Here is a 15032-nt window from a genome sequence, read left to right on the forward strand (position 1 = left end):
AATGTGCCTGCTATTTGGGATTACGTAAAATCAGAAAACTTTCTTTCCGAGTTCTTTATTCAGAGCCTTAGCTAGGATAAACATAACAATTCCGCAAAGCAGTACACCCGCCGCCGAAACGATTAAAAATGTATCTGCTCCTCTAATAGCCAGCTGCGGTCCTATGGAGGAGCCTATCAGCGTACCGACCTGTGCCAGACCGAAGTTGATACCGAAATTTTTAGTACCGTAAGCTCTCATCAGTATTACTGCGATTAACGTTGAAAATGCGCTGACCTCCAAGCCTATAAAAGCAACGAATACAATATACATCGGTGTGCTTTGTGCGTTTGTTAAAATAAAGAACAAAGCCATAACGAAAACCGCCAGACATGCAATTGCTATGATTTTAACAGGGCCCAGAACCTTGTCTGAAATTCCTCCTACAACAATCGCACTAATTCCCATTATCATTGAGAATATCGTGTAAATCCATGCGGCTGTAGCTTCTGAAGCTCCCGTGATTTCACCGGTCAATATTATAAAGTTGCTCTGTATACCGGATGTCAGTATGGTTCCCGTCAGACTGGCAATCGTGATAAGCCAGAAGGATTTTAATGTTATCAGCTTTTTCCAGCCAACATCCTTTATGCCTTCTGCCTCACCGCCTTCCAGTATCTCATACTCGGGCTCTTCCCAGCCCTCAGGTTTGTATCCTTCCGGCGCCTGCAGCAATATAAATCCCGAAAGAATCGTAATTCCGCCTATTACCAATGCAAAAACCACAATAGTCGGCGTAACATTTATAGCACTAGTCATTCTTTCACATACAGGAACTACTAGTGCACCTGCAAGAAAGATTCCTACAGACAATGCTCCTGTAGCAAGACCTCTCCTGTCCGGGAACAGTTCTCCCAGATTTGCAATCTGCGCAACATATATACAATAGACAAATAATGGTGCAAATCCACCGATAGCAATCACATAAACCCATGCATTAGGCGCGAAGGCTGCCACCAGTACCGAAACCGTAAATCCAAGACCACAGACCTTTAATACAAAACGATTTCCAAATTTTGCCTTCAATTTTCCCCCTATAAGACTGCCCGGAATAGCCATAACCATCATAACGGAGTATGCCATTACCACGATGGTAGGATCCCAGCCCTTCATTGAAAGCGGCCCTACAAATACAGATAAACAATTTAAAAATGCCGATGTCATGCCGACCAACATAATCAGAACAAGCATTGGCCAACGTAATTTGTCAATTCTTTTTGTCGATAATTCGCTCATTTTATCCCTCCTGTAGTGTAAATTTGTTGAATAAGTTTTTAGCGGCTATAACCGCTGTGCTTCAGCAGTTTTTATAGCCTCCTTTTTTAGATTCATGGTCTGAATTCATCTTAATTGTAATATTTCCCTTATTATCATTCATTTACAAAAGAGAGTATTTTCTTTTACAAAATTACTTTTTTGCAAATTTCAAATATGTTCTGATTTTATTGATATCTAATTGTACATGTACATATAACCAATTGTACATAAAAAATATGCATCCGAATTTCCGTTTAAACAAATATCGTACCAGCAGATTTTGCCAATACGATATACTGTTGATTGATATATTAAATTTTCAGTTTAAAGTATTATATTTCCATAGCCACTTTATAAGCTGCCTTTATGGCATCCAACAGGCTTCCTACCTTTGAAGCGTCTCCGATAATATATGTATCACAGATGTTTTTCACGTCCTCATAAAGCTGTTGATTCGGTATATATCCTGCGGAAACGATTATATTGTCGACAGATATGATTCTTTCCTTACCTTCACACTCTACAACCGCTTTGCTTCCGTTAATTTCGGTAATCTTCGCCGATGTAATAATTTCAACGCTGTGATATTTCATCAAGTCCCTCAGCATATTGGAATTTGCTGCGCTTAAAAGCGGAGCCGCCAGGATTTTATCGGTCATTTCCACCAGCGTAACATTTCCGCCTTTTCTTGCAATGTCATACGCGATTTCACATCCGGTAAGCCCTCCGCCGACAACGATGATGTTCTTTCCCACAGCTTTGTTTCCAAGGAGAAAATCTATTGCCGAAACGACCTGTCCTTCGGCTTCACCTTTAAAGCTAAGCTTTCTCGGAGCAGCACCGCTGGCTACTATTACCGCATCCGGAGTTTCACCTTCTATCACATCTTTGGTTACCTCTGTCCCAAAATGCACATCTATGCCAAGTTCTTTCATCTGTTTTTCATACCATGCAAGCAGAGCTTTATCAGCTTCTTTGAAATCCGGCGCAGCTGCCGCATTAAAGACACCGCCCAGCTTACTGCCTTTTTCATATATGCTTGCTTTATGACCTCTCAGAGTAAGTATTCTTGCAGCTTCCATTCCGCCGATACCGCCGCCTACGATAATAACTTTTTTCGCTTTATCCGCTCGCATCACTTTGTATTCTTCATCATGCATCACAGATGGATCCAGCGCACATGACAGTCCTTTTCCCTGCAGCAGACTACCGAGGCATCCGTTATGACATGCTATGCAAGGTCTGATATCGTCTTCTTTGTCCGCCTTTAATTTTTCTATCCATGCCGAGTCGGCAAGAAACTGACGCGCGACTCCTACTGCATCTATCAGGCCTTCACTTACCGCTTTTGCAGACACCGCATGGTCCTCCATCCGCCCTGCACAGATTACCGGTATATTTACATGTTTTTTTATAAACGAAACATCCTCAAGGTTGCATGCTCTGCCCATATACATAGGTGGGTGCGCCCAATACCATGAATCATACGTTCCGTTATCCGCATTCAATCCATCGCAGCCTGCTTCTTCCAGAATTTTTGCTACAGCTATGCTTTCCTCATAATCTCTTCCGAACTCAACAAAGTCTTCTCCCGGCAATGCTCCGTCATTGAATCCCTTCATCTTGCTGACAACACTATATCTTACTGTTACAGGAAAATCCTCCCCGCAGCTTTCCTTAATACCCTTTATTATTTCACACGCCAGCCGCATTCTGTTTTCCAACGAACCGCCATACTCGTCGGTTCTGCTGTTCATGGATTCTATAGCAAACTGATCCAGCAAATAGCCTTCATGCACTGCATGGATTTCTACTCCATCCATACCTGCATCTTTGGCCATTTTTGCCGCTAAAATCGTATTGTCACGCAAAGTTTTTACTTCTTCTGTCGTCAACGCCCTGTGCACCATGGATGTATCCCATACATTGCGCAGCTTACTCGCGGCGATCTTAATATTTTCAATGTTCGCACCTTTTATAAATTCTACAGGTTTAGGATATATTACACGGCCTAAGCCAACTCCCAGCTGCATAAAAACCCTTGCATCCTCTTCATGTATCTTGTTTACGAAATTCCTTAACGGTGTTCCAAAAGCATTCTTTGCTTCTGTAAGCCAGAACCCTCTCCCCCACATATCAAATATCATAGACGGCGCAGTTACAATAAGACCTACTCCGTTCTTAGCTCTTTCCAAATAGAATTTTTCAGCCTCATAATTGAACTCATTATTGTTTATAATTGCAGTTCCCGTCATAGGGCACATTACGAATCTGTTTTTTATCTTTACATTTCCGATCTTAAATGGAGTAAATAGTGATTTATATATTTCCTTCATTTCAATTTTTCCTCCCTTATTATTTACAATATATCCGATGTTTTTTATTCAATTTTATATCTCCCAGCATTATTATTCATTTATAAATCGTATAACGTTCCTTGACAATAGATACTCTTTTATATGATCACTTACTTTCATACTTCGATTAATGTCCCGATATGAAAAAAAATACAGATATATGTGACTAATTGTACATACTGTTTCAATATACTTAGTCTACTAAAATAAAAATACAAGTATTATATAAGCTTTTAAGCGATTTTTTCTGATTTACTTTTGATTTTCAAAATAGAGGAAGCGAGAACTGGATTAGGTTTGTATTTTCCACCTTTTAACTGTTGAATTAACTACATTTCATCTCCGGATTCACATGCCAATACATATTCCACATAGTTCGTATCGCCATAAGAAGACCATACGTTCTGCTTCGATTGCGCCTTTGAAAATTCCTCAGCTGATAGAATACTTCGGATCTGTTATTCCGTTAGACTTCTTAGGGTATTTCTTATTGAACCCGCACTCGGAAGCCTGCATCGGATCGTTCCCCGTTCCTCCAGATTCTTATGATACTTTGCAACATCGGATTTCCGGCAGCAAAAAACCCCTGAAGCACTGAATTTCAATGCTTTCAGGGGTTAAAAGCCTTATTTCAAAGTTTCGCAGTCGTTTTCACCAAATCAAAGATTTGGGAAAGCTTTGCATAAGTCCTGCGCGCCGTATCAAAGATACGGGCAGGGCTTTATTTCTTAGCCGCAGCTGCCTGCTGTGCCGCTACCTCGGCAGCGAAGTCCTCTTCCTTTTTCTCGATACCTTCGCCTACTTCGAAACGAACTACCTTTGTAATGGCAAGAGCTTTGTCCACCGTAGCCATGTACTGGGCAACAGTCTGCTTGCCATCTTCTGCTCTGACGTAAGTCTGGTCTAAAAGGCAGATCTCCTTAAGCTGCTTTGAGACTCTCCCGCTGACAAGACCTGTGAAAATCTTGTTCTCGGAAATATTTGCCTTATCGGCAACTGCCAGCTGAGCCAGCTTGGCCTTGGCATCTTCCGACAGGAAATTAGGCAGATAATTAAAGTTGAATCCCTTGTCAGCTCTCTTTTCTGCCAGCACGTCCACGTCTTCCTGACTCCACACGCCGTCCACAGCCTTGTCCAGCAGATCATTCAGTATAGGTTTAGGAAGAGTGAACGGATCATTCAGTGCACTTTCAAGAGTGATGTCGTGCAGCTTTGTCATTTCCTCTTCTGAGATATCATCTCTGCTGACATACTGAGGATTCATTGCAGCAACCTGCATAGCGATGTTTGTCAGAGCGGCCTTCACTTCATCTGTAGCCGTTATGTTTCCTGCAACGATAGCGCCGATCCTTCCGCCGTGGATATATGATACGACTGTTTCACCTGTCACTTTTTCAAATCTTCTGATCGACATGTTCTCACCGATCGTAGCGATCTTGTTCGTGAGCGCATCCCGAACAGTACCCTCATCTCCGTAAGGGAGTGCCATGAAGGCGTCCATATCGTCTACATCGTTCTCCAGAGCCATCTTTGCCAGAGTATCAACGAAAGTTATGAATTCGTCATTCTTGGCAACGAAGTCGGTCTCCGAGTTCACTTCTACGATGGCAGCTGCTTTGCCGTCAGCTGCGGATGCGATCTTTACCAGACCCATAGCCGCGATCCTGCCCGCTTTCTTTGCAGCCTTTGCCAGGCCTTTCTCCCTCAGGAGCTCTACGGCCTTATCCATATCCCCGTCTGTTTCAACGAGTGCTTTCTTACAATCCATCATCCCTGCGCCTGTCATTTCACGCAGTTCTTTTACCATTTTAGCTGTTACAGCCATTTTCGTTCCTCCTGATATTTATACGATAATAATTTGTACGCTCATTATGCGTCAGCGTTCTCAGCTGCGCCTTCTTCCGCCTTGTCCTCTGCAGCTTCGGCTACGTTTTCAGCCTCCGCCGCCTCAGTCGATCCTGCTTCTTCGCCTTCGTCGAAGCTTTCACCCTGCTTGGCTTCGATAATGGCGTCTGCCATGCATCCCGCTATCAGTTTTACCGCTCTGATGGCGTCGTCGTTGGCAGGGATGATGTAATCCACATCATCAGGATCGCAATTGGTATCTACGATTCCGACAACAGGGATACCCAGTATCCTGGCTTCCTTAACAGCGATTTTTTCCTTCTTAGGGTCTACGACGAATATGGCGCCCGGCATCCCCTTCATGTCCTTGATGCCGCCCAGGAACTTTTCCAGCTTATCGTGTTCAAGTCTCAGCTTGATAACTTCTTTCTTGGACAGCTTCTCGAAGGTTCCGTCTTCCTCCATGACCTTTATGTCGTTAAGTCTCTTTATTCTTCCGGAAATAGTCTTATAGTTGGTCAGCATACCGCCGAGCCATCTCTGATTGACATAGTACATATCGCATCTCTTAGCTTCGTCTTCGATAGCAGCCTGAGCCTGTTTCTTAGTGCCCACGAACAGGACCGGTTTCCCGCTTTCAGCTACTTCTTTCATGAAAGAATATGCCTCGTCTATCTTCTTTACTGTCTTCTGCAGGTCTATGATATAGATCCCGTTTCTTTCCGTAAAGATATAAGGAGCCATCTTAGGGTTCCATCTTCTCGTCTGGTGTCCGAAATGCACACCTGCTTCAAGCAACTGTTTCATTGAAATTACTGACATGTTTTTTCTCCTCTCGGTTTTCCACTTCCACCGCAGTTATGTCCGGAGTGCAACCCCGCGCCGTTCAAAACCTGACGCTCATGGCACCGATCCTCCAGGCTGCTGCTGTGTGTAAACTATAAATAACAACGGTCTCAAAAAAATCAAGACCAGCTAATACTATACTATAAAATCCGCTTCATTACAACGGTTTTCGCAAGATTTAACGGGATTTTTTCCGCGCTTTTCCGTCAGGTAATCCTTAAAAATTTTCTTTGCTTTCCCATAAGTGGCCCGTCCCATATATATACTGTCGCTGGTCCCCAGGAATATGGTGTTGCAGGCCATCCAAACTATGGCATCCATATTGATGATATAGCTCCTGTGGCAAAACATGAACCGATGGTCCAGGTGATGGATCACGTCCGCGAATTTACCGTAAAACTCCAGACAGGAGCTTTCCCTGTGCCGGGATCCGCCATTGAAATGAAGCCTTATCTTACGCAACGCTTTTTCCATGTAAAGGATCTCCTCCAGTTCCACCACATATATCCCCGTTCCCTTGTGGATAACGAGTCCGCTCATAAAAAAGCCCCCTTTCCGCAGTGAAGAATACAGTGATATTCTCTCACAAAAAGAGGGTTTTCGCTGTTGATATCCAAAGAATTATGTCTGAAAAAGAGACAACCTTTCTCTATGCATCGCCTTCCCTGTAGGTTATCAGGTCTTCAGCGATCTCGTTGGCCGCTATAGAGACCGGTTTCTCCACATCTGCTTCAGTGAGCTTCGGCATCCCTTCTATGATATCTCTGGCCCTTTTGGCCGCCAGCACTACCAGTGTGTACTTGCTGTCCACCTTGGTCCTTATTTCGTCTATGGACGGATATAACATTATAACTCCTCCTTATATCTGTTGACTATCATCTCAGCTTCCGCGGCATCAAGTCTGCACTGCTCCGCCGTGATTATGGCTCTGACCTTGCCTATGGCCGATTTCAGGTCATCATTTATGACTCTGTAATCGTATCGTCCGATGGATGATATCTCCTCCATCGCCATACCGAGCCTCCTGGCCATAGTTTCCCGCGTTTCCGAGCCTCGGGCCTCTATCCTCTTCCTCAGCTCCTCGATAGACGGCGGCAATATGAAAATAAATATCCCACTCGGATAAGACTGCCTGACCTGCATAGCTCCCTGCACATCTATCTCCAATATGACGTCTATTCCCTGTTCCATCCAGCCGAGCACATCCTTCTTCGGCGTCCCGTAGAGATTGCCGTAAACGTCGGCGTACTCTATGAAACCGTCTTCCTCTATCAGTCTTTCGAAAGAATCCCGGTCGACGAAATTATAGTGTATCTTATCTATCTCGCCGACTCTGGGTGCGCGCGTCGTCATGGAAACGGACATCTTTATATTTCTTCCTTCGTCCAGTACTTCTTTGCAGATCGTTCCCTTCCCGGCTCCGGAAGGTCCCGAAATCACGAACAGCTTCCCCTTCGTCATCTATCCTCCTAAAACGCCGAACTATCACCAACTTCAGACAAGCTCCGGCGACAGTCATCGCCGGAGCTAAGTCCGAATCTTGTCTGAACAGTAATTATACCACTGTTCCGTTTATTCTTCAAGCATTAATGTACAAATCACTTTCGATCACGAGCTGTTATCCTGTCGTCATCGGTATGATGATACGACAGCAGTCAACAGTATCGTCAGAAGCACTGTCATTCATCATCAGGTATAGGATCCACTTTCCTCCCGACCAGATAGCAGATGACGCTGGCCGCCAGCATACCGATTCCGACCCAAGTGATGAGAGTTATCATCAGCTCCCAGTTGCTGATGAGTCCGGAGCCGTACAGATCGAGATAATAGTCATGACCCCAGTCTCCTTCATACCACCTCAGGAAGAAGGATCCGCCCAGAGCTAATACGCCGAATATCAGGAAAAATCTGCCGAACCTTACCAGATCGCCTCTGCACAATCCTGTCTTAGGATTGACAGGATAGAGCTGCGGATTTTCTACCGAAAGACCGCCATATACCTTCTTGCATATGATATACATCAGAAGCGCGAACAGTATCAGCACGTACCCCAGCAGGAAATATTCCGTTCCGTTCATCAATATGCCTACGATACCTATTATCATCATGGATATCACGATGTAGTACGGCGAGAACCTTCCCTTTACATAATACAGGTCGCCTCTCTTTTCCACAGGATAAAGCTTTCTCAGCTTCAGGAACGCCACGGCAAATCCCACATAGCATACGAAGAGCAGCGGCGACAGGATGATCACCAGTATCTCGAAGTCCAGATTTACCAGTATCACATTGAGTACAGCAAGGATGACGATAGGCCAGATAGGCACCTTGCGGTTCTTTGAAACGGTAGACAGGAACTTCGGGCACAGATGGTCTTTGCCGAGGATCATGAACGACCTTGACGCCGTTGCCGTCGTCGCATTGAGTAGGGCCAGCTGCGATATCACAGCCGTGATCATGAAGGCGACCCCTGCCCATTTCCCTACGTGAGTAGACAATACAGTCGAATAATCTATCGAATATCCCCATTCGTACCAAGGTCCTGTGGATACGATACCTCCCAGAGTCGGGAGTATATATGCTACCATCATCAGAACGATGCACCACTTCATCCCCTTCGGGATTATCTGAGGATTCTCTATCTCTCCGCCCAGGTTTGCTATGGCCGTATAACCGCAGAACATCCATACGCCGATGGCTATACCTACACCAAGACTGGAGAAAGCGCCCTCTTCCACGTTCATGAACGGGTCGAACGGATTATTCTCCCAATTGGCGAGACCAACGATGGCTACAGCCAGGAATGCTGCCAGGATTATGAACGTAAAGATGGTATTGACCACATTTACCTCCTGAAGCCCCAGCAGATTCACTACTGTGAACACGAGGATGATAACTACCTTCACCGCCAGCTCCACCATAGGGCTCATATTTATGTACATGCCTATATAGTCAGTAGCCAGGACGATATACGACGCTCCCGTCAGGTACCACGCTACAGCCATCCACAGACCAAAGGCAAATCCCCAGAACTCACCGAAGGCCATTTTCACCCATACATACGGACCTGAATCAACAGGAGCAAGATTGGTCAGCTCCGATACATAAAGTCCCATAGGCAACGCCCACATCAATGGTATGATCACGAGAAGCACCAGCGTCATTCCCGGACCGGAAGCCGGAATGATGGACTCTATACCAAAAGCGCCGCCGCTGGTCGCGCAGAAGATGAAAAACAGCACTGCACCGAAAGAAAATCTCGTCTTTTTCAGGTCGGGCATCACATCTGTCAGCACTTGCCCTCCCTCGTATTTGACTTTCATAAAATTCTCCCTCCTTTAATAGATAAAATGATAATAACGATCAGATGGACTTATGGACGCCATCCAATGTAAAGAGCGTCTCGTACGCCGCAGGGCGCCTGTCTCTGAAAACACAGACTTCCTGCCTGTAAGCCGCCAGCTCTTCCATGTCGAACTGAGCCGTCAGGACGGCCTCACCTTCGACAGACGCTTCCTGCAGCTTATTGCCTCTGTTGTCCGAAATGAAAGACGCACCCCAGAACTTGATGGCCGTCCCGCCCATTTCTTCGACTCCCACCCTGTTGGATGCTATCACCGGTATCATATTGGCCGCCGCGTGTCCCAGCATCACGTTCTGCCAATGATCGTAATCCAGCATTTCATGTTCCACCTGTTCAGGCGGTACGGCAAAAGTCCCTATGGCTGTCGGATACAACAGAAATTCGGCTCCTTTGAGAGCCATCGCTCTGGCTGCCTCCGGAAACCACTGATCCCAGCAGATCCCGACGCCGATCTTCGCATAGGCCGTGTCCCACACCTTGAATCCAAGGTCGCCCGGCGAGAAATAAAATTTCTCGTAATACCCGGGATCATCCGGTATATGCGTCTTGCGGTATATCCCCAGCTGTCTGCCGTCAGCATCGATGATCATGATACTGTTGAACCTGCAGTTGCCTGCCTCCTCGTAAAAGCTCACGGGTATCACCACCGACAGCTCCTTAGCCAGCCTGCTCATCTTCTCCAGCATGGGATGTCCTTCCGCAGGGCGCGCAATGGCCAGATGGTCATAATTGACCTCCTGAGCGAAATACTGAGTAGCGAACAGCTCCTGCAGCTGTATGATATTGGCGCCTTTCGACGCTGCGTCTCTCACCAGCTTTTCAGCATTGGAGATGTTCTCCTCCATATTGGTGCCGCACGCCATCTGCGTCGCTGCTACCGTCACTTTTCGCATCGATATATCACCCTCCCCCACATTTTGAAAATCTTCTGTCATTTTCGTTTCAATTATAGCATTTCCTACTTTTCATTGATATGATATTATTGTCACAAATATGGGCTTTATGGCGATCGGGACGGGTATTTGAAGAACATGTATTCATAAGAATACAGCAACTAAATCATGTTTTTAAAAGAACAGCCGCACAAGCAGATATATGTGCGGCATATGTAACTTTTCTCCATCACTCGATGTTCTGTACCTGTTCCCTTATCTTCTCTATCTCGCTCTTGGTCTCCAGCATCAGTGAGGTGATCTCCAGATCGTTGGATTTTGATCCTATGGTGTTGGCTTCCCTGTTCATCTCCTGCACCAGGAAATCCAGCTTCTTCCCTACCGGACTTGTCTCAGAAGTCAGTATCTGCTTCAGCTGGACCATGTGACTGTCCAGCCTCACCAGCTCTTCCGTGATATTCGATTTATCGGCGAACACGGCTGCCTCCATCAATATCCTCTCATCGGAAACGTCTACCGCATCTTCCGTCAGCTCACGTATCCTTTCACAGAGCCTCTCCGTATAATCTTTGACTACCATCGGAGCCCTCTCTTCTATCTTTCTGACCAGAGCCCGTATAAACTCTCCTCTCATCAGCAGATCCTCGGCCAGCTTACCGCCTTCCTGAGCCCTCATTTCGTCCAGCTTCTCCGCAGCAGCCAATACTGCCTTTTCCATAGCTTCCGCCACCTCGTCCTCGTTTTCGACATCGGGTATGGCCCTCATTACATCCGGCATAGTCGATACCAGCTCTATATCGATATCGCCGCCCAGACCATATGTATCCTGCAATTCCCTGAGAGCGTCTATATACTGTTTTGCCAGAAGCGCGTTGAGCTTTACTGTCATATCATCTTCTGTCACATTCTCCACTATTATGGAAATCTCTGCCTTGCCTCTTTTCATGCTCTTCTTGGCCGCTGCTTTTATTCTTTCCTCAGCGAAGGAATATCTCCTGGGCATCTTCACACTGACATCTGAATACCTGTGGTTCACGGTCTTTATCTCGGCCGTTATCATCCTCTTTCCGTCCGAATATTCTCCTCTTCCGAACCCGGTCATGCTTTTTATCATCTTTTTCCCCATTTCTTCCGCTCGTATGATAATATGGTTACTGAAATAATTATTTATTATATCATAAATATCGACAGGAGGAAACAGACATGTCTTTTGACGGTGCAGTCACATATGCTGCGGTAAAGGAATTCAAAAGCAGGCTCTCTCTTGGGAAGATAGAAAAGATCTATCAGCCCCAGCCGGAGCATCTGCTGTTAATAATACATACGAAGCAGGGGAAGCAGAGACTGTTCATGTCGGCCAGCAGCAACCACGCCGCGGCCTATCTGGTCGATCAGACACCTGAAAATCCCAAAGAACCACCTACTTTCTGCATGGTCCTGAGAAAGCACCTGGGGGCTGCCAGAATAACGGATATCGTCCAGCACGAAAACGACAGGATAATCGAGATACTGCTGGAGACTGTAAATGAACTGGGCTTCTCTGTCAATAAGAAGCTGATAATAGAGCTGATGGGAAAGCACAGCAACATATCCCTGGTGGACATGGAAACCGGCAGGATAATCGACAGCATCAAGCATGTCTCCATCGATGTGAACCGCGCCAGGCAGAGTCTGCCAGGAAAGGCTTACCAGTATCCTCCGACTCAGGAAAAGATACCATTCACTACAGTGACAGAAGCCGATATGGAAAGGCTGGTGGAGGGCCAGTCCCAGCCTGAGCGCAGCATCCTGGATCACATACAGGGCATATCTCCGGCTCTGGCGCAGACCATCGCAGACTGCGGGGACGGTAAAGCCTGCTTTGCCAAGCTGCGGGATATCATAGGATCCATAGACAATGGCAACATCACTCCTGTGGTATATCTTGACGAAACAGGCAAGCCTGTCGATTTTCACGTGACTCCTCTCTCTACTTTGGAGAACGCGTACCGCCGTCTCACCTTCGACAGCTTCAGCGAGGCCGCCGCCTATTTTTTTAAAAACAGAGAAGCCTCAAACACCGTGAAACAAAAGTCCAACGATCTTCTGCGGCTCATAAACAATCATCTGAGCAAGCTGCGCCTTAAGACACAACGGCTCAACGAGGATCTTCAGAAAGCCAGGAATTCCGATAAGTACAGACTGTACGGCGAATTATTGACAGCTAACCTCCACGTAGCCAAGCCGGGTGACACTTCTGTGGAAGTGATCAGCTATTACGATGGTTCATCAGTCAAAATACCACTGGATCCCAAATATTCACCGGCAAAAAATGCTCAAAACTTCTACAAGAAATACGGCAAAGCCAAGACAGCTGTCAAGGAAAAACAGGTCCAGCTGGAAGAAGTCTCCCGTCAAATAGCCTATCTGGAATCGGTAGCATCTTACGCTGAACGGGCTGAAACCGTAGAGGAGACAGAGCTGCTCAGACAGGAGCTTATCGGATCCGGCTACATCCGTTATCGAAAAAACAGAAAGGGACAGGAGCGAAAAAACAGACCCAGACCTCTATCTTATATCCTGCCCTCCGGTAAAACAGTGCTGGTAGGGCGTAACAACAGGGAAAACGACTGGCTGACATTGAAAAGAGCTGCTTCCTCAGATATGTGGCTCCACACCAAGGATATCCCCGGCTCTCACACAGTACTGCTGCTGGATGGAGCGGAACCGTCCGAAGATGAGCTCTTCGAAGCCGCTGCCATCGCCGCTTATCACAGTAAGGGCCGCGATTCAGAAAACGTCCCTGTAGACTACACAAAGATAAAATACGTCAAAAAGCCTGGCGGAGCCAGTCCTGGCATGGTCATCTTCACTCACAACAGGACGCTGTACGTGAGCCCGAAGCTGCCCGATGAGGAAATGACTCGCTGACAGCAATAAGATTTTCCGTTTCTTCACCCCAGCGCTACATCAAGGACCATCATAAGGGCGAATCCCGCTGTCCGGCCCCTCCGGTTTGTCCGAATCCAAGTGGAGATGAGGAACAAGACGAGTCAGAAGAAAAAGGAATGCCACACCGGCACAGAACCCGGCAAGAGCCGGGAACCACGCCAGATCGTACTTTTCCTCTGACAGCTCTATGGCCGGTATCAGCAGCGACCAGACGGAAGCCGCTATCATCACGCCTGCCGCGAACCCCAGCAATGCTGTCTTCTCCTGTATAAGCCGTCGATACGATCCCGGTCCGCGTCATTCACAGAGATCTCATCCACTCCATCATAGCTTCTATCACTTCTTCGCCCGTACTGGTCTCGCTGCCGTTATGTATCTCATGATAAAGCCCTTCCCACTCCACATACGTGACAGGTTCCCCTTGAGCCTTCATCCTGGCAGCAATGCGCCTGCTCCCTTCCACGTCGCATATCCTGTCTTCGCTCCCGTGCATCAGCAGAATAGGGATGGAATGAGCCCGTCCGTCATCGTCAGCCTCGCCCTGCTCGAGGGCGATACCAGTTTCAAAACCTTCGACAGCGCACTGCAAAGATATCCTGTTGTGGACCATAGGGTTTTCCACGAAGGGCTTCACCATCTCAGGATTCCCCAGAAGCTTCTCATCTATGCTGGATCCGATAGTCACAGACGGCATCATCCTGGCCAGCAGCCTTACAACTTTATAAAGCGGTGCGGGAACCGGCCGGACCAGTCTAAGCCAGGGAGCAGAGATCACATATGCTGACGGATGATCACTGAGCTCACCACGCCCTCTGTAATCAAGCACTATGTTGCCACCCATGCTGTGTCCGTACAATACCAGCGGCTTCCCTGTGTACTGCCGTTCCGCCCACTCGATCAATGCGCTCACGTCATCCAGCACAGCTTTCCTGGGAGCGCAGTCGCCTTTCCTTCCGAGGGACTCTCCATGACCCCTCAGATCCAAAGCCGCGACAGCCATGTTCACACTCCTGAACGCCTCCGCCACCCGGTCGAACCTTCCGCCGTACTCGCCTATGCCGTGGACGATACATACCACTTTGTCCGGTTCCTCCACCGGCCACGAATATCCCCGGATCTCCCCGTCAGCTGCTTTTTTCAGAACAAATTTTTCATACATGATATTTACCTTCTGTGACTGTGACACTCTCTCCGACCTCTGCTATCAGCCAGAACATTTCAAAAAAATGACCGTTAGTTACAACTCCGCATATTATCCTTGCAATGATCATACCGCTACAATAAACTCATAATACGACTCCATTATCACTGGCCGACGGAATGTGAACGGTTGCCCATTCTCAGGAAAGGAGGACGCGCTATGAAAAAGACATGCACGCTGTGCGGCTGCGTATACGGCGATCTGCACGTATTCAAGACCGGCCACGTATGCGAAGACTGTCTTCAGCATCTGAAATCCGATTTTCAGATCGACAGCCAGGTGCGTACCAGGACCTGAAC

Annotated in this window: 14 protein-coding genes and 1 pseudogene; 2 read left to right on the top strand and 13 right to left on the bottom strand. The window is 47.0% G+C overall.

Annotated features, from left to right (window positions below):
• Positions 1 to 30 precede the first annotated feature (30 nt).
• The 11 genes and pseudogenes from ACQY69_RS04595 to ACQY69_RS04645 form a co-directional block, all read right to left on the bottom strand.
• The gene (locus ACQY69_RS04595; RefSeq protein ID WP_428259019.1) at positions 31 to 1275 is read right to left on the bottom strand and encodes an MFS transporter; all 1245 of its coding nucleotides are present in this window, start codon (positions 1273 to 1275) and stop codon (positions 31 to 33) included.
• A 353-nt stretch (positions 1276 to 1628) separates the two neighbouring features.
• Positions 1629 to 3632, bottom strand: coding sequence for an FAD-dependent oxidoreductase (locus tag ACQY69_RS04600; protein WP_428259021.1), 2004 nt, complete (start codon positions 3630 to 3632; stop codon positions 1629 to 1631).
• 453 nt (positions 3633 to 4085) lie between these two features.
• A pseudogene (locus tag ACQY69_RS04605) lies at positions 4086 to 4184 on the bottom strand (hypothetical protein); the annotation flags it as partial.
• Between the two features lie 190 nt (positions 4185 to 4374).
• On the bottom strand, positions 4375 to 5478 hold the full coding sequence (gene tsf, locus ACQY69_RS04610; protein ID WP_428259023.1) for a translation elongation factor Ts: 1104 nt from the start codon (positions 5476 to 5478) through the stop codon (positions 4375 to 4377).
• A 44-nt stretch (positions 5479 to 5522) separates the two neighbouring features.
• Positions 5523 to 6320: a 30S ribosomal protein S2 gene (gene rpsB / locus ACQY69_RS04615; RefSeq protein ID WP_428259025.1), complete on the bottom strand. Its 798-nt coding sequence runs from the start codon at positions 6318 to 6320 to the stop codon at positions 5523 to 5525.
• A 159-nt stretch (positions 6321 to 6479) separates the two neighbouring features.
• Entirely contained in the window at positions 6480 to 6884 is a 405-nt protein-coding gene (locus ACQY69_RS04620; protein ID WP_428259026.1) for a LytTR family transcriptional regulator DNA-binding domain-containing protein, read from the bottom strand.
• A 109-nt stretch (positions 6885 to 6993) separates the two neighbouring features.
• On the bottom strand, positions 6994 to 7191 hold the full coding sequence (gene rpoZ, locus ACQY69_RS04625) for a DNA-directed RNA polymerase subunit omega (protein WP_428259028.1): 198 nt from the start codon (positions 7189 to 7191) through the stop codon (positions 6994 to 6996).
• Entirely contained in the window at positions 7191 to 7805 is a 615-nt protein-coding gene (gene gmk, locus ACQY69_RS04630) for a guanylate kinase (RefSeq protein ID WP_428259030.1), read from the bottom strand. Before gmk ends, rpoZ begins: the two co-directional genes overlap by 1 nt.
• Before the next feature lie 218 nt (positions 7806 to 8023).
• Complete coding sequence (locus ACQY69_RS04635; RefSeq protein ID WP_428259032.1) at positions 8024 to 9667, bottom strand: APC family permease; 1644 nt, start codon at positions 9665 to 9667, stop codon at positions 8024 to 8026.
• A gap of 40 nt (positions 9668 to 9707) precedes the next feature.
• On the bottom strand, positions 9708 to 10601 hold the full coding sequence (gene aguB, locus ACQY69_RS04640; protein ID WP_428259034.1) for an N-carbamoylputrescine amidase: 894 nt from the start codon (positions 10599 to 10601) through the stop codon (positions 9708 to 9710).
• A gap of 229 nt (positions 10602 to 10830) precedes the next feature.
• Complete coding sequence (locus ACQY69_RS04645) at positions 10831 to 11715, bottom strand: YicC/YloC family endoribonuclease (protein ID WP_428259035.1); 885 nt, start codon at positions 11713 to 11715, stop codon at positions 10831 to 10833.
• A gap of 89 nt (positions 11716 to 11804) precedes the next feature.
• Between ACQY69_RS04645 and ACQY69_RS04650 the strand changes: the two genes are divergently transcribed.
• Positions 11805 to 13511: an Rqc2 family fibronectin-binding protein gene (locus ACQY69_RS04650; protein ID WP_428259037.1), complete on the top strand. Its 1707-nt coding sequence runs from the start codon at positions 11805 to 11807 to the stop codon at positions 13509 to 13511.
• A gap of 39 nt (positions 13512 to 13550) precedes the next feature.
• Here ACQY69_RS04650 and ACQY69_RS04655 read toward each other — a convergent pair whose 3' ends face one another.
• Together ACQY69_RS04655 and ACQY69_RS04660 are read right to left on the bottom strand one after the other, a co-directional pair.
• Positions 13551 to 13784: a hypothetical protein gene (locus tag ACQY69_RS04655; RefSeq protein ID WP_428259038.1), complete on the bottom strand. Its 234-nt coding sequence runs from the start codon at positions 13782 to 13784 to the stop codon at positions 13551 to 13553.
• Positions 13785 to 13833: 49 nt separating this feature from the next.
• Positions 13834 to 14691: an alpha/beta hydrolase gene (locus tag ACQY69_RS04660; RefSeq protein WP_428259040.1), complete on the bottom strand. Its 858-nt coding sequence runs from the start codon at positions 14689 to 14691 to the stop codon at positions 13834 to 13836.
• A gap of 201 nt (positions 14692 to 14892) precedes the next feature.
• Here ACQY69_RS04660 and ACQY69_RS04665 point away from each other — a divergent pair, with 201 nt between their 5' ends.
• On the top strand, positions 14893 to 15030 hold the full coding sequence (locus ACQY69_RS04665; RefSeq protein WP_428259042.1) for a hypothetical protein: 138 nt from the start codon (positions 14893 to 14895) through the stop codon (positions 15028 to 15030).
• The last annotated feature ends 2 nt before the right edge of the window (positions 15031 to 15032 follow it).

Source organism: Gallibacter sp. Marseille-QA0791 (assembly GCF_965119705.1).
Taxonomy (GTDB): domain Bacteria; phylum Bacillota; class Clostridia; order Peptostreptococcales; family Anaerovoracaceae; genus Lentihominibacter; species Lentihominibacter excrementipullorum.

Coding starts and splice junctions, on each gene's coding strand:
- ACQY69_RS04595 (WP_428259019.1), bottom strand. CDS start 1,275: ATGAGCGAATTATCGACAAAAAGAATTGACAAATTACGTTGGCCAATG.
- ACQY69_RS04600 (WP_428259021.1), bottom strand. CDS start 3,632: ATGAAGGAAATATATAAATCACTATTTACTCCATTTAAGATCGGAAAT.
- tsf (WP_428259023.1), bottom strand. CDS start 5,478: ATGGCTGTAACAGCTAAAATGGTAAAAGAACTGCGTGAAATGACAGGC.
- rpsB (WP_428259025.1), bottom strand. CDS start 6,320: ATGTCAGTAATTTCAATGAAACAGTTGCTTGAAGCAGGTGTGCATTTC.
- ACQY69_RS04620 (WP_428259026.1), bottom strand. CDS start 6,884: ATGAGCGGACTCGTTATCCACAAGGGAACGGGGATATATGTGGTGGAA.
- rpoZ (WP_428259028.1), bottom strand. CDS start 7,191: ATGTTATATCCGTCCATAGACGAAATAAGGACCAAGGTGGACAGCAAG.
- gmk (WP_428259030.1), bottom strand. CDS start 7,805: ATGACGAAGGGGAAGCTGTTCGTGATTTCGGGACCTTCCGGAGCCGGG.
- ACQY69_RS04635 (WP_428259032.1), bottom strand. CDS start 9,667: ATGAAAGTCAAATACGAGGGAGGGCAAGTGCTGACAGATGTGATGCCC.
- aguB (WP_428259034.1), bottom strand. CDS start 10,601: ATGCGAAAAGTGACGGTAGCAGCGACGCAGATGGCGTGCGGCACCAAT.
- ACQY69_RS04645 (WP_428259035.1), bottom strand. CDS start 11,715: ATGATAAAAAGCATGACCGGGTTCGGAAGAGGAGAATATTCGGACGGA.
- ACQY69_RS04650 (WP_428259037.1), top strand. CDS start 11,805: ATGTCTTTTGACGGTGCAGTCACATATGCTGCGGTAAAGGAATTCAAA.
- ACQY69_RS04660 (WP_428259040.1), bottom strand. CDS start 14,691: ATGTATGAAAAATTTGTTCTGAAAAAAGCAGCTGACGGGGAGATCCGG.
- ACQY69_RS04665 (WP_428259042.1), top strand. CDS start 14,893: ATGAAAAAGACATGCACGCTGTGCGGCTGCGTATACGGCGATCTGCAC.